This is a genomic window from Pleurocapsa minor HA4230-MV1 (genome assembly GCA_019359095.1).
Lineage (GTDB): Bacteria > Cyanobacteriota > Cyanobacteriia > Cyanobacteriales > Xenococcaceae > Waterburya > Waterburya minor.
Genome location: JAHHHZ010000021.1, coordinates 53,142 through 70,071, shown reverse-complemented (window position 1 = coordinate 70,071; position 16,930 = coordinate 53,142). Strand labels below are relative to the sequence as shown.

Sequence of the window (16,930 nt, the reverse complement as noted above, 5' to 3'; positions counted from 1 at the left end):
GTATTGTCCTAATTAAACTTGTTTCACCAAAACACAGCTAAATTTTTCGCAACTAAACAAGCTCGTTGATTATCGATCCACTGCTAGTTGAAAAGCGCTTTGATCTTCAAAAATTTCAAAAACTTTATCTAACTGAGTAAGCTCAAACATGATTCGTACTGACGGAGGAACCGAGCAAATTCCGAAACTGTGACCGAGGCTTTCTGCCAAACGAAATGCTTTAATTAGTGCCATTAAGCCTGCACTATCCATAAATTCTACGGCTTCCATATTTACTAGTAAAGCAGAGTCTACTGAGGACTTTACTTCCACCGTTAAACGCTCCAGAAACTCTGTTGCATTTGCTGCGCTTAAGAAACCTTCTGGTCTAAAAGTCGTAAATTTTGTACGTGTTTGTGTGCTGCTCATTTTATTGTTTCTCGTCCTAGATATTGCTCAAAAACTAGTTTTATGTTTTAAGATTAATCTGTATATTTACGGATATCTACTATTTTTTACGTAATTTACGTAATCTTAATAAGTAAATGAAGTATCCCTAAATTTTTACCTTAAATTTTGTCGGTTGTGGATCTAGGTATATTGCTTTACAGCCTCTAGATCCATACTATGTGTTGAAAACTCCGTTCCACCCTAAATCATGAGAAACACTTTATATTTATTTATAATATTTATAATCAATTTGTGGATCGCTTAAATCAGGGCATTCACTAAACTTTCAGCTTAAACCAACATTTAAAAATCCGCTACGCCATTAACCATATCCGTACAAAGTTAGATTAGGACATTAATAATAATCGGCTCGTAAGAAACGCGAAATTCCGTTGCCCTAAAGGGTAAACCTTCGGATAAGAAAATTTCGTAAGAAGCAAAGAGAAAGTAGTATTTCAAAAATGCCCTAACGTTTTTACGTATGGCTATATTGTTGTTAACAGTAGATTTATTATGATTGAGTTGAAATTAATATTTGGTATTGGAATTTACTAAATCCATAATGTAAACAGTTGTTTCTTCTTAATATCAATAGAATTTAGAGTATAAAAGTAAAAAGTAAGGAAAAATTGCATTTTTTACCCCAAAGGAAAGCAAATGTCATCAAACATGATTTTAATCATATTTAAAACTTATCTTGATGAGCCTGCCAAAATGAATGAATAAACTTGTTTAAATATTTTTGATTGGAGATTTTCTGGTCAAAATGATAGCTATTATCTTGTAATTGTGGTATTAAATAAATTATTTCTGTGTCTAGAGCAGGTCGAAATAAACTAGCTGGCCACAATAAATCTGAACCAGATTGTAAATCAATTAACTTAAGTTCTTGAGCGCTTTTACTATAGTCAAAGTTTTGGATTAATTTGGATGAACGTTCTTGCTGAAGGAATTCTAATTCAAGCGATCGCTCTAACGACTCTGACTTCAAGCTACTTGGTGTATCAGCCGAGATGACTAAACAAAGTGGTCTAAACCAACAAAGTTGACGGTGAGGAATTAACTGAATTACCTCACCATAAAGATAACTGTTTTGATGCTCTAAACATACTATTTGACTGACTTTTAAAGGTAAGTCAACCGAATTAGAGATAATATTATCCATCGCTATAGCAAGTTTATAAGATTTGCCAGACTTAAACTCAGTTAAGCCGAAGCACAAATAGAAACACAAATAGTGCTTATGTCAAATATCCCTGTTTTTTCAATTGAGTTAGGATTTTAGCAACACTTTCTGAGACATCTTCGAGATCGGTGCGACATTCAACTTCAGGGTTGGTTGGAGGCTCATAAGGATCGTCGATGCCTGTAAACTGCTTAATTTTACCTGCTCGGACTTGTTTGTATAACCCTTTAACATCCCGTTCTTCACAGACTGAGATGGGAGCATTAACAAAAACTTCCACGAAATCATCGATATTAGCCCTCATTTCCTCTCTGATGGCACGATAAGGACTGATAACAGGGACTAAAACAATTACGCCATTACGAGCTAATAGTTTTGCCACAAAACCAATACGGCGGATGTTAGTGTCTCGATCTTCTTTGGAAAAGCCTAGGTCTTTAGTCAAATTTTCTCTGATTTCGTCACCGTCTAAAACCTCTAGCTGATATCCTTCAAACCGCAGTTTTTCCGTAAGTGCTTCCGCGATCGTACTTTTTCCTGCTCCACTAAATCCAGTAAACCAAACCACTACACCCTGCTGCTTCATAATAATTTTTATTCTTTAATAAATTTTTATGTCTCACCGTATTCTACTTGATGGGGGTCTAAGGTCAAAGTTAAATAGATTTACAGATTTACGTTTCTCTTTCGGCTAAGGTCATCCAGAGTTCGGTATGATGATCGATCTCGGCGTTTAACGATGCTAATTTGGCAGACAGTTCCTGCACTAGGTTAAAATCACTACAGTTTTCTGCCAGAGAGTTTTCCAGCTTTTCTTTGTCAATTTCCATTTGCGCAATTTTGGCTTCTAACTTTTGATATTCTCGTCTTTCAAAGTTAGATAAAGGTTTGATGGTCTTATCTTGAGGGCTAGATTTACTGCTACTGGGGTTTTTTGGTTGAGTTTCTTGTGGTTTGGCAACAATTTGTTCTTGTTTAGCTAATTTATCTAATTTGTCTGCCTTTTTTTTCTGTTCTAAATAGACCGAATAATTACCAGGATAGAGTCTCACTTCTCCTTCTGGCTCGATCGCTAAAATAAATTCTACAGTCCGATCTAGAAAATAGCGATCGTGAGAAACGACAATCACACAGCCGTTAAAGTTCTCTAGATAGTCTTCGAGAATCGCTAAAGTCTGTACGTCTAAATCGTTAGTAGGTTCATCTAAGATCAGCACATTAGGAGCATCCATCAATACCTGGAGCAAAAACAGCCTCCGCTTTTCCCCACCTGAGAGTTTATGTATCGGCGCATATTGTTGATCGGGAGGAAAAAGAAACTTCTCTAACATTTGAGAAGCGGTGATTTTAGTACCATCAGCCGTAGTCACAACTTCTGCCACTTCCTTAATATATTCAATTACTCGTTGATTTTCATCTAGAGCAGCCAAAATATTATCGGAATGTTGATCGAAGTAACCGATATGAATTGTCTTGCCAATATCTACCTTGCCTTGGTCTGGTTCGATCCGTCCAGTAATAATGTTCATCAGAGTAGACTTCCCTGCACCATTAGCACCAATGATGCCAATGCGATCGCTTGGGGTAAATTCATAGCTAAAATCTTTAAACAGGATATGTCCGTCGTAGGATTTAGCAATATTCTCCAGTTCAATTACTTTTTTGCCGATGCGTCTACCTGGAGTATCAATATCAACCTTTTCCTGTGTTTGCTTGAACTCCCGATCCTGCATGTCGCCAATGCGATCGATCCGAGCTTTTTGCTTCGTACTACGGGCTTTTGGCCCTTTCTTGAGCCATTCTAGCTCCCGCCTTAAAACACCCTGAAATTTACGTTGGCTACTGGCAACAGACTCTTCTTGGAGCGCTTTTTTCTCTAGATAGTAAGAATAATTACCAGAGTAGGCATAAAGATCGGCGCGATCGATTTCTAAGATGCGAGTGGTAACATTATCTAAAAAATAGCGATCGTGAGTAATTAATAAAATTGCTCCCTGAAAACGAGCTAAATATTCCTGTAACCACTCCACCGACTCAGCATCGAGGTGGTTAGTCGGCTCATCCATCATTAAAAGATCTGGTTCGTTAAGCAAAGCAGCAGCTAGAGCAATACGTTTACGATATCCTCCAGAAAGATCTTTTACTTTGGCATCAAAATCCTCAATCCCTAATTTACTCAAAACAATCTTGGCTTTTGTTTCCAAATCCCAAGCGCCGAGAGTCGCCATTTTTTCTGTTACCGTGGCTAAACGAGACATTAAAGTCTCCAAATCACCACCCTTTGCCAAAGCTATTTTGTGGGATAAATCCTCATATTCCCGCACTAGCTGCATCTGCTCTCCACTATCAGCAAACACTTGGTCGATTACCGTGAGATTTTCATCTATTTCAGGCTGTTGGGGTAGATAAATAACTCTGGCTCCAGACTTAAGCAAACGCTGACCACCATCCGTCGGCTCAATTCCAGCAATCATCTTTAACAGAGTAGACTTACCAGAGCCATTAACGCCAATCAACCCCACTTTGTCGTTAGGTTCGATGCTAAAGCTGGCATCCCGCAATATTTCTTTGATGCCAAAATCTTTTTTAATATTCTGTAGAGTTAAAATGCTCATTTATAATGCTTTTTAGGGAATAGCTGGGTTTAGATTTTTTAGCTTCTTGCTTTTAGCTTTTAGCTTTTAGCTTTTAGCTAATGTTCAGAGTAGATACCAATGATTAATGATCGATTTATATGCTTATTATTGGACATCGAGGGGCAATGGGACATGAGCCTGAAAATACTTTATTGTCTATCAAAAAGGCGATCGCTTTAGGTGTTGATGCAGTAGAAATTGATGTCTACAACCTCGAAGATAATTTAGTCGTAATTCACGATCGCGATTTATCTCGGACGACTAATGGTACAGGTTATCTAGAGAATAGCAGTTTTAGTTATGTGCGATCGCTCGATGCTGGTAAAGGTGAGCAAGTACCTACTCTAGAAGAAGTATTTAAAATAGTAGCTCGTCAAGTCATAATTAATATTGAATTAAAGGGCAGTAATACCGCTAAGTTAGTAGTTGATTTGATTCAAACACATCTAGAGCTGGGATGGTCTTACTCAGATTTTGTAGTTTCCTCTTTTAATCATGATGAATTGCATCGGGTTAAGGTAATCTGCCCTAATATTATTACGGGAACGCTAATTTACGGTTTACCCTGGCAATATCTAGCTAGCGCTCAACAGCTACAGGCAGATTTAGTTATTCCTCACTTAGATTATGTCACTTCTGAGTTAATTGAGTCTGTACATCAACAAGGTCTAGGGGTTTGGGTATATACCGTTAACCAGCCTGATGATATTAAGCTGATGAGAGCATTAGGAGCGGATGCTATATTTACCAATTACCCTGAAAGAGTCATTTTAAATACTGATTAATGAATCGCTGGATTGGCTGGACTCGCTGGATTTATCCGATAGTAGGCTTGCTGCTGTTAACTTTTGCGCTCTATACTTGCCAAAAAGAGTTAAATCGCTATAGCCTTGACGATATTTTAGGCGGTTTTGCTCTAATTAGCGATCGCCAGTTAGCTTATGCTTTATGCTTTGCTTTTACAGGTTATTTTGCGATCAGTACCTATGACCTAGTTGCTTTTCGTCAACTCAATCATTATTTAAGTCGTAAGCGGATTTTATTTACCACTTTTATTACTTATGCCGTCAGCAACACTACGGGATTTACGCTGCTAATCGGCGGGGGAATTCGCTATCGTTTCTATTCCTGTTGGGGTGTGCCTCCCCGAATCGTTGCCAAAATAACTGCTTTAGGCAATCTTACTTTTTGGTTAGGGTTACTGACTCTCAACGGAATTACTTTTTTGGTTCATCCCCTGCAATTACCGCAATTTCTGCCGATTCCGACAATGGTAATGCAGTATCTGGGAATTGCTGCTCTGTCTATAGTCGGCGCGTATCTTTATTTTTGTTGGCGCAAAAAAAGCCTAAAAGTTAAAGGCAACATTTTGCGTTTTCCTCAACCAACTATTCCTCTAACCCAAATTGCCGTTTTTTCCCTTGACTGGGCATTAGCAGCGGCAGTTTTATATTGCCTAATTCCCAGCTATCCTCATCAGTCTTACCTGCACTTTTTTAGTATTTATCAGCTAGGGATGGCAGCCTCAATCATGAGCAATATTCCTGGTGGAATTGGCGTATTTGAAACCATCATTATCTTTTTATTGCCTAAAAGTATTTTTGCTCCAGACATTTTAAGCTCTCTCTTAGTTTATCGCTCAATCCGCTTTTTAATTCCTTTGGCGATCGCCCTAATTTTAGTCTGTTGTTTTGAATTTAGACAAAGGTGGCGCTCAAAAACTCGCAGTAAATAACACCAGTAATAACTGTTGACTTAGCCAAAATAATCTGGTTCATTACCAGGTTTCCACTTAATATTGCAGCCAATACTGGGCTTTTGTTCAAAGTTGATCTCTCGATCTTGTAGCACAGCGTCGATCGCCTGACGTAAATCCTTGCCCGTTACAGGAACACCATTACTCGGACGACTATCATCTAATTGACCACGATAAACCAGTTTGCTCGAACTATCAAACAAAAAGAAATCTGGCGTACAAGCAGCAGTATAGGATTTACTTACTGATTGGCTTTCGTCGTAGCAAACAGGGAAATTAAAGTTAAGCTCCTGTGCCATTTCCTTGAGCTTCTGGGGAGAATCGTCTGGGTAATTGGCTACATCATTGGCGCTGATTGCTACTATACCTAAGCGATCGCGATAATCATGACCGATTTTAGCTAACTCTGACTGAATATGCTTAACAAAAGGACAGTGCTGGCAAATAAACATCACTAATAATGCTTTACTACCAGAAAACGTAGCTAAAGAAATAGTTTCTCCCGATACTACATCAGGTAAGTGAAACTCAGGGGCAGTAGTGCCTAACGCCAGCATAGTTGAAGCAGTTTTTACCATTAGAACAATCCTTGTAAAATCCCATCAAAATTATCTTAGATCAAAAACAAGAGTAAAAATACCGAGCTGAGATTGCTAAATTATTTTGGCTCAGGCGATCGCTTTTTGTTTATTTTAAACATCTTTACCAAAGACAAAAGATGTGAACTACTCGACTCTGACCCTATCGGGTACAGAGCGAGCCTCTTTCCCTCGGTGGGGCAGTTTTGATTGAGGCAAGTTCCAGCCCCAATAATTTTTGCAGTTTGGCTGAATTTTCATCGCGATTTAGCTCCGCACCGCACGAGCAAGAATGCCATCGGTCAGATAAGGATTTTGGCACTTTGTTTAGACAGGCGTAACAATGCTGCGATGTTCCCCAAGGATTGACTTTGAGGACTCGTTTGCCAAGTTTCCAAGCTACCCATTCTAGTATCTGAAAAAAGCTCGAATGCCCAGCATCGAGCCAGGATTTGTTCATTCCAGAGCTTTGAGATTGATTGTTTGGCAGAAAACCACCTTTGCCATCAGGCTTAGACTTGTTTCTTCTAATTAAATTTTTTAGCTTCAAGTCTTCAATAAAAACAACATCAGCCTTTGAGAACAACCAATAAGCAATCTTCAAGTGAAAATTTTGCCTTTGTCTTGCTATTTTTTGATGTAATTTGGCTATAGCCGAATACAACCTTTTTTTGTCTTTACTTGCCAACTGGTGCTTGGATTTGGCTCTTTGTAATCGAGCTAATCTATCGGCTGCCTTTCTCAAAAATTTGGGAATTTCAATATAAGTCCCATCATCACAAGTTAAGAATCGCTCTAGTCCAATATCAATTGCACAACTGTTTTCTTTAGTGGGACAAATTGCTTCATCCTCTTTAATCGGAACAGTTTGATCTTCGAGAGCTAATGATAAATACCAGCCATCGGCTTCTAATTTAACTGTTCCCAACTTAACTACGAATCCAGTAGGAATTGGACGATGTTGAAACAACTCAACCTGACCAATACCAGATAAATCTACGTAATTATTTAATATGTGTTTATTTCTCAACTGAGAATAGGTGAATGACTTGTAATAATGTAATCCTTTGAATTTTGGTTTACCTGCACGATTGCCATTCTTGTCTGGAGTAATAAAGTTTGAGAATGCAGTCTCAACCCTATTAATTACATCCTGTAAGACTTGTGAGTGAATCTTTTTGTACTCAGGAAATAATTTTTTGGTGTTTTTTAAGTCTCCTAGTTGAACCGTTTGCCATTGGACATAACCACCAACAATATTGGGGTGTTTATCTCCTTTTTGAGTAATTGGAAGTCCATCATCACCCAATTTTCTGCCATCCCTAACCTGAACTCGAAACTCAGGTATGTCTTGGTAAATCCTATTTACGGAAACTAGAGAAACATTTAGAGGACATGAATTAACAGGAGTTCTGGTTTCTTGCCACCAACTAAAACGCTGACCTAATCGATAGTTATATTGACGACGAAGAAGATTCAACCACTCAATCATGGTGGCATTTTGCTCTTTGGTTGGTCGTAATTTATATTGATAGGTCAGCTTCATAATATAAGATTATCTAAAAACACACTAGCGTATCCAGTCGCAAAGTCAGAAAAGAATTTGAAGTAGAATTGAGACAATTTTATTGGGATTGGAGTAAAGGATTTTGGAGCGATGGCTACTCAGTTGATTCTGTAAGCTTTGCAAGTCCGCGTTGCCTGGGGTCTCCCAGGCATTTATGACGGACGCTCCCCTAGAAATTCTTAAGAAATATGTACAGAATCAGGGTGAAGATTGCTCGTCTCCACTGCGTTCCGACGTTAAGGCTTTTCATCCTGACTCTCACCCTAACGGTTAGAGAGCAGGAATTCTCAGCCTAAGAGGTTAAAACGATAAAATGTATATAGGCAAGTATTACTATTTTTGTGGTAAACAATGACTCCCGATCCTAAGATTGTTAACTCGATTGAAAAGCTCAATTACCGCGTCACTGTAGGCGACGTGGCTGCACAAGCAGGGTTAGAATTAAATTTTGCCCAACAAGGGTTATTAGCCCTAGCTAGCGAGGCTGGAGGGCATTTACAGGTAGCAGAGTCAGGAGACGTAGTTTATCTATTTCCTCCAAACTTTCGCTCTATTTTACGTAATAAATACTGGCAGTTACGCTGGCAACAAACCTGGCAGAAGATTTGGCGAGTCTTGTTTTATATCATTCGCATTTCCTTCGGGATTATTTTAATCGCCTCAATCTTGCTAATGCTAGTAGCAATTCTGCTCCTGGTAATCGCCATGAATTCGACTAACGAGGAGAGAGAGGGAAGCGATCGAGGCTTTGGTGGAGGTTACGGAGGCGGATTTTTTGTACCTCACTTTTGGCTGGGCGATATCTTTTGGTGGTTCGATCCTGGCTACAACCGTCGTCGTCTTCAGCGTCGTAAACAAACCAGTAATTATCAGATGAACTTCTTAGAGTCCGTCTTTTCCTTCTTATTTGGTGATGGTAATCCTAATGCCGATTTAGAAGAATATCGTTGGCAGCAGATCGGTTCAGTAATTCGTAACAGTAAGGGTGCGGTAATTGGCGAACAAATTGCCCCTTATATCGATGAAATGGATCGAGATGAAGACTATATGATTCCTGTACTTAGTCGCTTTAACGGTTATCCTCAAGTTTCACCCCAAGGAGAGATTATTTACTACTTTCCTGAACTTCAGGTAATGGCTAACCACCGACAAGAATCTATTTCTACAGCAGGCTATTTACAAGAAAAACTGTGGCGTTTTAGTCAAGCCAATGGTAGCCAAATTACTCTAGCGGCTAGTTTAGGTGCTTTAAATATTATTGCGGCATTTGTCTTAAATTCTCTGTTGAGAGGAGGTGCAGTTTCTGCGGTTACCTACGGAAAGAGTATCGTGTTATTTGCTGCTTCGATTCAATGGTTTTTATTAGGCTATGGTGTTTTATATCTTTTAATTCCTTTGGTGCGCTATTTTTGGATTCAAGGACGCAATCCCAAGATTGTGAAGCGTAACCAAGCTCGTGAACAAAGAGCGATCGCCCTCAATCAAGCCGATCAGTCTCTACGTCAGAAATTAGCCTACGCCAGTCAGTTTGCTCAACAAAAAGTAATTGGCGATCGCGACATCACCTACACCACCCAAGACGATCTTTTAGATCAAAACATTAAAAATGCCGATAAAATCGATCAAGATTGGCAACGGAGAATCAGTGAGCAGTAGGTAGTGGGTAGTAGGTATTAGGTAGTAGGTATTAGGTAGTAGGCGGTTGAGCGTAGCTCAGTAATCAGTAATCAGTAATTAGTAATCAAAAATATGAGTAAAATTAACGAAATATCAGGAAGAGCGATCGCCGTTGAGGGAAATGATATTGATACAGATCGGATTATTCCTGCTCGTTTCCTCCGCTGCGTTACGTTTGATGGTTTAGGAGAACATGCTTTTGAAGACGATCGCCTGCAAACAAATGGTAATCATCCTTTCGATCGGCCTCAACACCAAGGAGCGAGTATTCTCGTAGTCAATAATAACTTTGGCTGTGGCTCTTCACGGGAACATGCACCTCAAGCTCTATCTAAATGGGGTATTAAGGCGATTGTCGGACAAAGCTTTGCCGAGATTTTTTTTGGTAATTGTGTGGCGATTGGTGTTCCCTGTCTAATAGCTAATCCAGAGGAGATCCAGCAGCTACAGACAATAGTTAAAGAAAACCCTAAAGCTAATTTTATCGTTGATTTAGCCACAATGTCCCTCAAAAGCGATCGTTTATCTGTTCCCGTGAAAATGAACGAAGGTTCAAGACAAATGTTTTTGTCAGGTACTTGGGATAACTGCGGACAGTTAGTTAGTAATGCCGAGAAGATTCAAATAACAGCGACTAAATTGCCTTATGTAAATTGGCAGACTGCTTAAATAAACCTAGAGCGATCGCCTGAGTAGACACATTAATTTATCGAAGTAATAGGTAATGGGTAATGGGTTCTATCCAACTGAAATTCGCTGTAAGTCGAGAAATATCTAGCCATACGTAATAACGTTATGACATTTCCTACTTCCTATTTCCTACTTCTATAAAACCCCCCGCTAAAAATCTTTGGTTTCTAACGGGAGAAATATTAACCTGCTAAACTGGAATACTCGATTGCTCGTTGCTTAAGCAGCTTCATTGCTTTATTTTTGATTTGTCTGACTCTTTCTCTGCTGACACCACAAACATCACCAATTTGCTCGTAGGTCATTGTTTTGCCGTCATTTAAGCCATAGCGCAGTGTAATTACATCTCGCTGTTTAGGAGAGAGGGTATGTAATAGACTTTGAATATGAGCGCGAGTTTCTTGACTGGAGACAAAATCTGCTGGAGAAGCGGAATCATCAGCTAAAATTTGCCCTAACTCAGTTTGATTTTCATCAATCGTAACGTTCAGACTTTTGGGTTTAGTAATTCTGGCAGACTGTGCCAAAGATCTTAACTTATCTAAATCCATATCTAACTCTGTCGCAACTTCACGATCGCTCGGTTTTCTACCCAACTGTTGAGATAGCTGACGAGTGACTTTTTTAATTTTATTTAGGTCTTGAGTAATATGAATTGGTAAGCGAATTGTTCTAGCATAATTGGCGATCGCTCTAGTCATTGCTTGTCTAATCCACCAGTAGCTATAGGTTGAGAACTTGTAACCTTTGCCAGCATCAAATTTTTCAGTCGCTCTCATCAAACCAATACTACCTTCTTGAATTAGATCCAGCATTGATAGACCACGGTTTTGATATTTCTTGGCAACAGACACTACTAAGCGCAGGTTTGCCTCAACCATTTTTTGTTTAGCAATTTGTCCTTGATGGATGATGCGCTGCTCTTCTGGAGTCGGATTGGCTTTATCTAATAAAGGCAACATAGCCTGAATTTGATTAGCGTATTCAACTTCCTCTTCGGCTTTTAGTAGGGGAGTGCGACCAATTTCTTTGAGATAGTCTCGAACTGTGTTGTTTGAATTATTAGCCATGATTACGTTTTAATTTATGATTTTGGGTTAATGTTTTATTTGCTTACTAGAAAGTTGAACGTTGATGATTAAACATTTAAAACTGAGAGTAATAATGCATATATTCATTTAGTTGTTTACAGCCACTAAACTAAATTTCTCAATTTACAATGATCATCAAACATCAACAGGTAAATCTTTTCTCAGGAAAAAAACTCTTTTAAAGGTTTATTCTTCTCCTGCCGACCAAGGTTTAAGAAAATCTGCATACAGGGTTAGTCCCCCGTCTACAAACAAGGTTTGACCAGTTATATATGAGGCATCGTCAGAAGCCAAAAAAGCCGTAATTGCTGCCATTTCTGCTGAAGTTCCCACTCGTCCCATTGGAATATGACTTTCGACTTCTTTGAGTTTTTGAGTGTCATCCGTCCAGCTATTAATTGGTGTTGCTGTTGCCCCAGGAGCGATCGCATTTACTCGAATACCTTGAGGTGCATATTCTAAAGCCAATGTTTTAGTCATGTTTTCCATAGCTCCCTTGCTCATTGAATAACTAATGTAGGTCGGTCTAGGGATAATTTCATGGACGCTGGAAACGTTGATGATGATGCCACCATTACCCCGCTGCATAAAATGTTTTAAAGCTTCTCTGGCACAAAGATAAGCACCCCGCAGGTTAACCTGCATTACCCGATCGAAATCAGCAGTTGATAATTCATGGGAAGGGGAAGTAGTTTGAATACCTGCATTATTGATTAAAATGTCTAGACTACCTAACTGTTCAACAACTTCACTGCACATCCGCACAATATCTGCTTCTTCAGACATATCGCCTGCCACTGGCAACACCTTGCTAGTATGACTATTTTCTTGCTCACTAGCTCTAATAATCAACTCTTTGGTATCGTCAAGCTTGCTGATATCGCCACGGTAGTTTAAAGCCACATTAGCACCTTCAGATGCAAAGCCAGCTGCGATCGCCTGTCCGATCCCCGAAGTCGCCCCCGTAACCAAAACATTTTTCCCTTTTAAACCCTTCATGCTCAATTTCTGCACCGAATTTCTCGTTATCTACAGGTTTATCAGTTTTTCAGGCTAGTCTACATCCTCCTTTAGCAATAGAACCCAGGATTTACTGCTTGTATCTATCTACCTGCGCCAAATAAAGCATCGACAATATCTTTTTCCTGATTCAGAAACATTTCTTTGTAGATGTTTTCTTTATACATCATTTGTTTATGCATCTGGATCAATAGTTCTTGAGCTTCAGATTGAGACAATTGCTGTACGGTATCGCTAAATATTCTATGACTCAATTCTTGCTCCATCGAAAGGGTATTCTCTAATCTATCCATTGTTTTCTTCCTTTTTCTTCTTTTGTTTGTTTTTTCTATTGTAAACAAACCTTAAGATGTCTTGACTCTATCGAATGTAGTAATATCCGCAAATGAATGACAGTAATCACTAAACACAAGAAATAGATAGTTAGGATGAGAAATGAATGTGTTTTCTCTTTGAAATGACTATAAAATCATCTTTGCAAACAAGTAAAGCCTCAAAGATTTAAGCGCAAGATTATTGAAACTATTTAAACTTATTATTTAAGTAAATTCGACTTGAATGAGATTTTCTAGCCTTTTCTCTTCAAACGTTCTATCAATTCCTGTAACTGTCTTACTAAGGGTGGTAAATCTGTCTGAATTGTTTCCCAAATAATGCCTAAATCCACTCTAAAATACTCATGAATTATAATATTCCGAATTGCGCGAATATCTATCCAGGGAATTTCTGGATACAAGAATTCTACCTCTGGCAAAAGCTGACTAACTGCCTCGCCAATAATTGCCAAATTGTACAAAACCGCCTTGACTGTTTTAGGATCTCGTTCAAAATCAGCAAAATTCATTCCGGCGGTAAAAATTTTAATTTCTGCACTCGTCTCCACAATATCTTGGAGTCGCTGCTGCAAATTTCTAGAAGGCACGTACTGCCTCCCGTAAAACTGCCTCTCGTAAATGTTCTTTTAAAGAATCAGGCGTTCCTAAATCTACTTTACGCCCTAAAATCGTCTCTAAATATCGCTGTAATCGAACAAAAGTCAGTAATCCTACAGGTTGCTCAAACTCAACCAACAAATCCACATCACTTTGAAGATTGGTTTCATCCCGTGCAACTGAGCCAAATAACAGTAATGACTTTACTTTGAACTGTAAAAGTGCAGGTCGATAGGCATTTAACAATGCTAATACATCATCTCGCTTGAGTAATTGTTGATTGTTTTCTACATTCATCTTCTTATTAACTATTTATTCCACAATTTTAAGATGCTTTGTTTGTAGCAAATATTTAAGTATTTCATATTACCTGCAAATTGATGCAGCCATTCTTTACTCTTAAGCTAATTTTAAAGCTGCAATTAGTATCCAAAATTTATTTAATGCGGGGGTTGATGATGACGAGGAAGCTACAGAGCGATCGCTTTTTGGCACAGTCTGGGTTCAGTTTTAGCGTTCTTCATTATATTTACTTCGTTGCATAATTAACTTTGCCACCAAACCCGTCCATCCCGTCTGGTGTGATGCCCCTAAACCGGCACCATTATCGCCATTAAAATATTCATTAAATAGCAATAAATCTTGCCAATGCTCATCATGATGAAATTTATTTAGATCGCCAAAAACTGGTCTAGCTCCATCATCTTTAGGCAGAAAAATATTGATTAAACGCCTTTCTAATTCTAAAGATACTTCCCATAGAGTCATCATTTTACCTGAACCAGTGGGACATTCGACTTGGAAATTACCGTCGTAATAATAATCAAATTTTTGCAAAGATTCGATTAATAAATAATTGAGCGGAAACCAAATTGGCCCACGCCAGTTAGAATTACCACCAAACATTTTACTCTGAGATTCAGCAGATTCGTAGCTGATATCATAGGTTTGGTCCTCAGTTTTAAAAGTGTAGGGATGTTCTTGATGATATTTAGAAACAGAACGAATACCATAGTCACTGAGAAATTCTGTTTCATCCAGCATCTTGTTTAATAATTGACGCAGGCGATCTTCATTCACCACGGCGAGTAAACGGCGAGAATTATGTTCGCATCCTTCCATACAGGCAAGATTACGGCTAAGTTGAGGGCGTTTGTTAACAAACCATTTTATTCTGCCATTCAATCCTGGTAGTTTATCCAGAGTTTTTTGCTCGATGGTAGTTACCGCAAACAGAGGGATTAAACCTACAAGCGATCGCACTTTTAGATCGAGATTTTCACCATTGGGTAGATGCAGCACGTCATAATAGAAACCATCTTCTTCATTCCAAAGAGCTGAACCTTCTGAACCCATGTGGTTCATCGCATCAACGATATAGAGAAAGTGTTCAAAGAATTTACTGGCGATATCTTCGTAGATATCATTATCTTGGGCTAACTCCAAAGCAATAGTTAGTAAATCTAAACAATACATTGCCATCCAGCTAGTACCATCAGACTGAGATAGTTTTCCCCCTGTTGGTAAGTCGCCATCACGATTGAAGACACCGATATTGTCTAATCCAAGAAAACCGCCTTGAAAGATATTATTATTTTGCTCATCGTGTTGGTTTACCCACCAAGTAAAGTTAAGCAGTAGTTTTTGAAAGACTCGTTCGAGAAACTTTTTATCTGAACGTCCATACATCTCTTGTTCGATGCTGTATACGCGCCAGGCAGCCCAAGCATGAACAGGAGGATTAACCCCATCAAAATTCCATTCATAGGCTGGCATTTGTCCATTAGGATGCATATACCATTCACGAGTAAGGCGCTCTAGCTGTTTTTTGGCAAAGTCAGGATCGATCGCCGCCAAAGGTATCACATGAAAAGCTAAATCCCAGGCTGCAAAATAAGGATATTCCCATTTATCAGGCATCGAGATTACGTCATCAGTATGCAGATGTATCCAGTTACTGTTGGTTCCTTTTTGACGCGACTCTGGTGGCTTAGGTTGAGCAGGATCTCCTTCCAGCCAGGTATCAACTATGTAGTGATAATATTGCTTATTCCATAGCATCCCTGCAAATGCTTGACGTTCAATATTTTGCAGTTCTGGACTTTTTGGATCGGGCGAAACTCGTTGATAAAACTCATCGGCTTCTTGTTGACGTACTTGGAATGTATCGTTAAATGTTTGTCCAAAGGGAGTCTTAAGATCTGGCCGATCGCAGAGTCTTAGTTGGATACTTCTGGTTTCCCCTGCTTTTAATTCTAAATTGTAATAGGCTGCAAATTTTGTACCAATCTGATTTGGGTTTACCGCATCCTGTTTTCCTTCCACGACATATTTATGAAAAGCGTCTTTAACATAAGGAGATTTATTTTTTGTGTCAGAGGATAAACGTTGATAATTAGTATCGTTTTCGGTAAACAGTAGGGGCGAACAGCTGTTTGCCTCCACATTAGCGCAATACAACCATCTTCTACCCAAGTCGGGGTGCTGCGCCTCAATAACGCTGTATTCTGTCGATTGTTCGTAGATCTTTAATTTGGGCTGATCTACCTCATAACCCCATGACCAAATATTGCGAAACCAGAGAGTAGGCAGTAAATGTATTGCTGCGTTTTCCTCAGCGCGATTTGTTACCTGAATGTTGATTAAAATATCTTCATCGCTTTGCTTGGCATATTCTACCGTAATATCAAAATACTTATCTTCATCAAAGATGCCAGTTTCCAGCAATTCAAACTCTCTATTCTTTAAACCCCGCTTTTTATTCTCCTGTTCCAACTGCCAATAGGGAAAAGCCTTTTGGGGATACTTATAAAGAAACTTCATATAAGAATGAGTTGGCGTATTATCTAAATGAAAATAATACTCTTTAACGTCTTCCCCATGATTTCCCTGACTATTGGTTAAGCCATATAATCTTTCTTTTAAAAAAGGATCGTTACCATTCCAAATTGCTAAAGAAAAACATAACCGCTGATGGTTATCAGACATACCTGCAATGCCGTCTTCTCCCCAACGATATGCTCGATAATGGGACTGTTCAAAGGTAAAATCATCCCAGGCTGAACCATCCGCACTATAGTCTTCTCGTACTGTTCCCCACTGGCGATCGCTTAGATAACAACCCCATCTGCGCCAGTATGCTGTTTTTTCTCGATCCTGCTGTAGTCTAATTTCTTCCTGGGTAAGTTTGGGGGATTTAGACATAAAATGCAGCAAGACTAAACTATAAATTATTATCTAATATATGGCGATCGCTTTAATCATCAAATCTAGCCAAAGATAGATCATAAGTTTTTAGGAAATTTTTCTCACCAAAAAAATATCGACTTAAGCAGCTTTAAAATAACTCAAGTCGATCTAGTATATTT

At 38.9% G+C, this 16,930-nt stretch carries 16 protein-coding genes and 1 pseudogene; 5 read left to right on the top strand and 12 right to left on the bottom strand.

All coding sequences use genetic code 11. The features are described 5' to 3' along the window. Window positions 1-69: 69 nt before the first annotated feature. The 4 genes from KME09_12510 to KME09_12495 all read right to left on the bottom strand — a co-directional run bounded on the left by KME09_12510 (window position 70) and on the right by KME09_12495 (window position 4,230). Window positions 70-408: an STAS domain-containing protein gene (locus KME09_12510; GenBank protein MBW4534747.1), complete on the bottom strand. Its 339-nt coding sequence runs from the start codon at window positions 406-408 to the stop codon at window positions 70-72. A 706-nt stretch (window positions 409-1,114) separates the two neighbouring features. After that, window positions 1,115-1,594: a hypothetical protein gene (locus tag KME09_12505; GenBank protein MBW4534746.1), complete on the bottom strand. Its 480-nt coding sequence runs from the start codon at window positions 1,592-1,594 to the stop codon at window positions 1,115-1,117. 76 nt (window positions 1,595-1,670) lie between these two features. Continuing rightward, on the bottom strand, window positions 1,671-2,201 hold the full coding sequence (gene cysC / locus KME09_12500) for an adenylyl-sulfate kinase (GenBank protein ID MBW4534745.1): 531 nt from the start codon (window positions 2,199-2,201) through the stop codon (window positions 1,671-1,673). Between the two features lie 88 nt (window positions 2,202-2,289). Then, window positions 2,290-4,230, bottom strand: a complete 1,941-nt coding sequence (locus KME09_12495) for an ABC-F family ATP-binding cassette domain-containing protein (protein MBW4534744.1) — start codon at window positions 4,228-4,230, stop codon at window positions 2,290-2,292. A 146-nt stretch (window positions 4,231-4,376) separates the two neighbouring features. Here KME09_12495 and KME09_12490 point away from each other — a divergent pair, with 146 nt between their 5' ends. Together KME09_12490 and KME09_12485 are read left to right on the top strand one after the other, a co-directional pair. Further along, on the top strand, window positions 4,377-5,036 hold the full coding sequence (locus KME09_12490) for a glycerophosphodiester phosphodiesterase (protein MBW4534743.1): 660 nt from the start codon (window positions 4,377-4,379) through the stop codon (window positions 5,034-5,036). Further along, window positions 5,036-5,986, top strand: a complete 951-nt coding sequence (locus KME09_12485) for a flippase-like domain-containing protein (GenBank protein MBW4534742.1) — start codon at window positions 5,036-5,038, stop codon at window positions 5,984-5,986. Before KME09_12490 ends, KME09_12485 begins: the two co-directional genes overlap by 1 nt. Window positions 5,987-6,006: 20 nt before the next feature. Here KME09_12485 and KME09_12480 read toward each other — a convergent pair whose 3' ends face one another. After that, window positions 6,007-6,585, bottom strand: a complete 579-nt coding sequence (locus tag KME09_12480; protein MBW4534741.1) for a thioredoxin family protein — start codon at window positions 6,583-6,585, stop codon at window positions 6,007-6,009. Window positions 6,586-6,748: 163 nt separating this feature from the next. Next, complete coding sequence (locus tag KME09_12475; GenBank protein ID MBW4534740.1) at window positions 6,749-8,131, bottom strand: transposase; 1,383 nt, start codon at window positions 8,129-8,131, stop codon at window positions 6,749-6,751. Window positions 8,132-8,157: 26 nt separating this feature from the next. Between KME09_12475 and KME09_12470 the strand changes: the two are divergent. The 3 genes and pseudogenes from KME09_12470 (at window position 8,158) to leuD (ending at window position 10,498) form a co-directional block, all read left to right on the top strand. After that, window positions 8,158-8,310: pseudogene (locus KME09_12470) on the top strand (transposase). 193 nt (window positions 8,311-8,503) lie between these two features. After that, on the top strand, window positions 8,504-9,808 hold the full coding sequence (locus KME09_12465) for a hypothetical protein (protein MBW4534739.1): 1,305 nt from the start codon (window positions 8,504-8,506) through the stop codon (window positions 9,806-9,808). 93 nt (window positions 9,809-9,901) lie between these two features. Further along, a complete protein-coding gene (gene leuD / locus KME09_12460; GenBank protein MBW4534738.1) occupies window positions 9,902-10,498 on the top strand; it encodes a 3-isopropylmalate dehydratase small subunit in 597 nt (198 codons plus the stop codon). 203 nt (window positions 10,499-10,701) lie between these two features. Here leuD and KME09_12455 read toward each other — a convergent pair whose 3' ends face one another. From KME09_12455 to KME09_12430, 6 genes are all read right to left on the bottom strand, one after another. Further along, entirely contained in the window at window positions 10,702-11,589 is an 888-nt protein-coding gene (locus tag KME09_12455; GenBank protein MBW4534737.1) for a sigma-70 family RNA polymerase sigma factor, read from the bottom strand. 207 nt (window positions 11,590-11,796) lie between these two features. Then, window positions 11,797-12,609: a glucose 1-dehydrogenase gene (locus KME09_12450; GenBank protein ID MBW4534736.1), complete on the bottom strand. Its 813-nt coding sequence runs from the start codon at window positions 12,607-12,609 to the stop codon at window positions 11,797-11,799. Between the two features lie 104 nt (window positions 12,610-12,713). Further along, on the bottom strand, window positions 12,714-12,923 hold the full coding sequence (locus KME09_12445) for an NblA/ycf18 family protein (GenBank protein MBW4534735.1): 210 nt from the start codon (window positions 12,921-12,923) through the stop codon (window positions 12,714-12,716). A gap of 275 nt (window positions 12,924-13,198) precedes the next feature. Then, window positions 13,199-13,552 (bottom strand): DUF86 domain-containing protein, encoded by a 354-nt coding sequence (locus KME09_12440; GenBank protein ID MBW4534734.1) that lies wholly within the window; start codon window positions 13,550-13,552, stop codon window positions 13,199-13,201. Further along, the gene (locus KME09_12435; GenBank protein ID MBW4534733.1) at window positions 13,542-13,859 is read right to left on the bottom strand and encodes a nucleotidyltransferase family protein; all 318 of its coding nucleotides are present in this window, start codon (window positions 13,857-13,859) and stop codon (window positions 13,542-13,544) included. The genes KME09_12440 and KME09_12435 overlap by 11 nt, the downstream gene beginning before the upstream one ends. Before the next feature lie 213 nt (window positions 13,860-14,072). Next, window positions 14,073-16,766, bottom strand: coding sequence for a glucosidase (locus KME09_12430; protein ID MBW4534732.1), 2,694 nt, complete (start codon window positions 16,764-16,766; stop codon window positions 14,073-14,075). Between the last annotated feature and the right edge of the window lie 164 nt (window positions 16,767-16,930).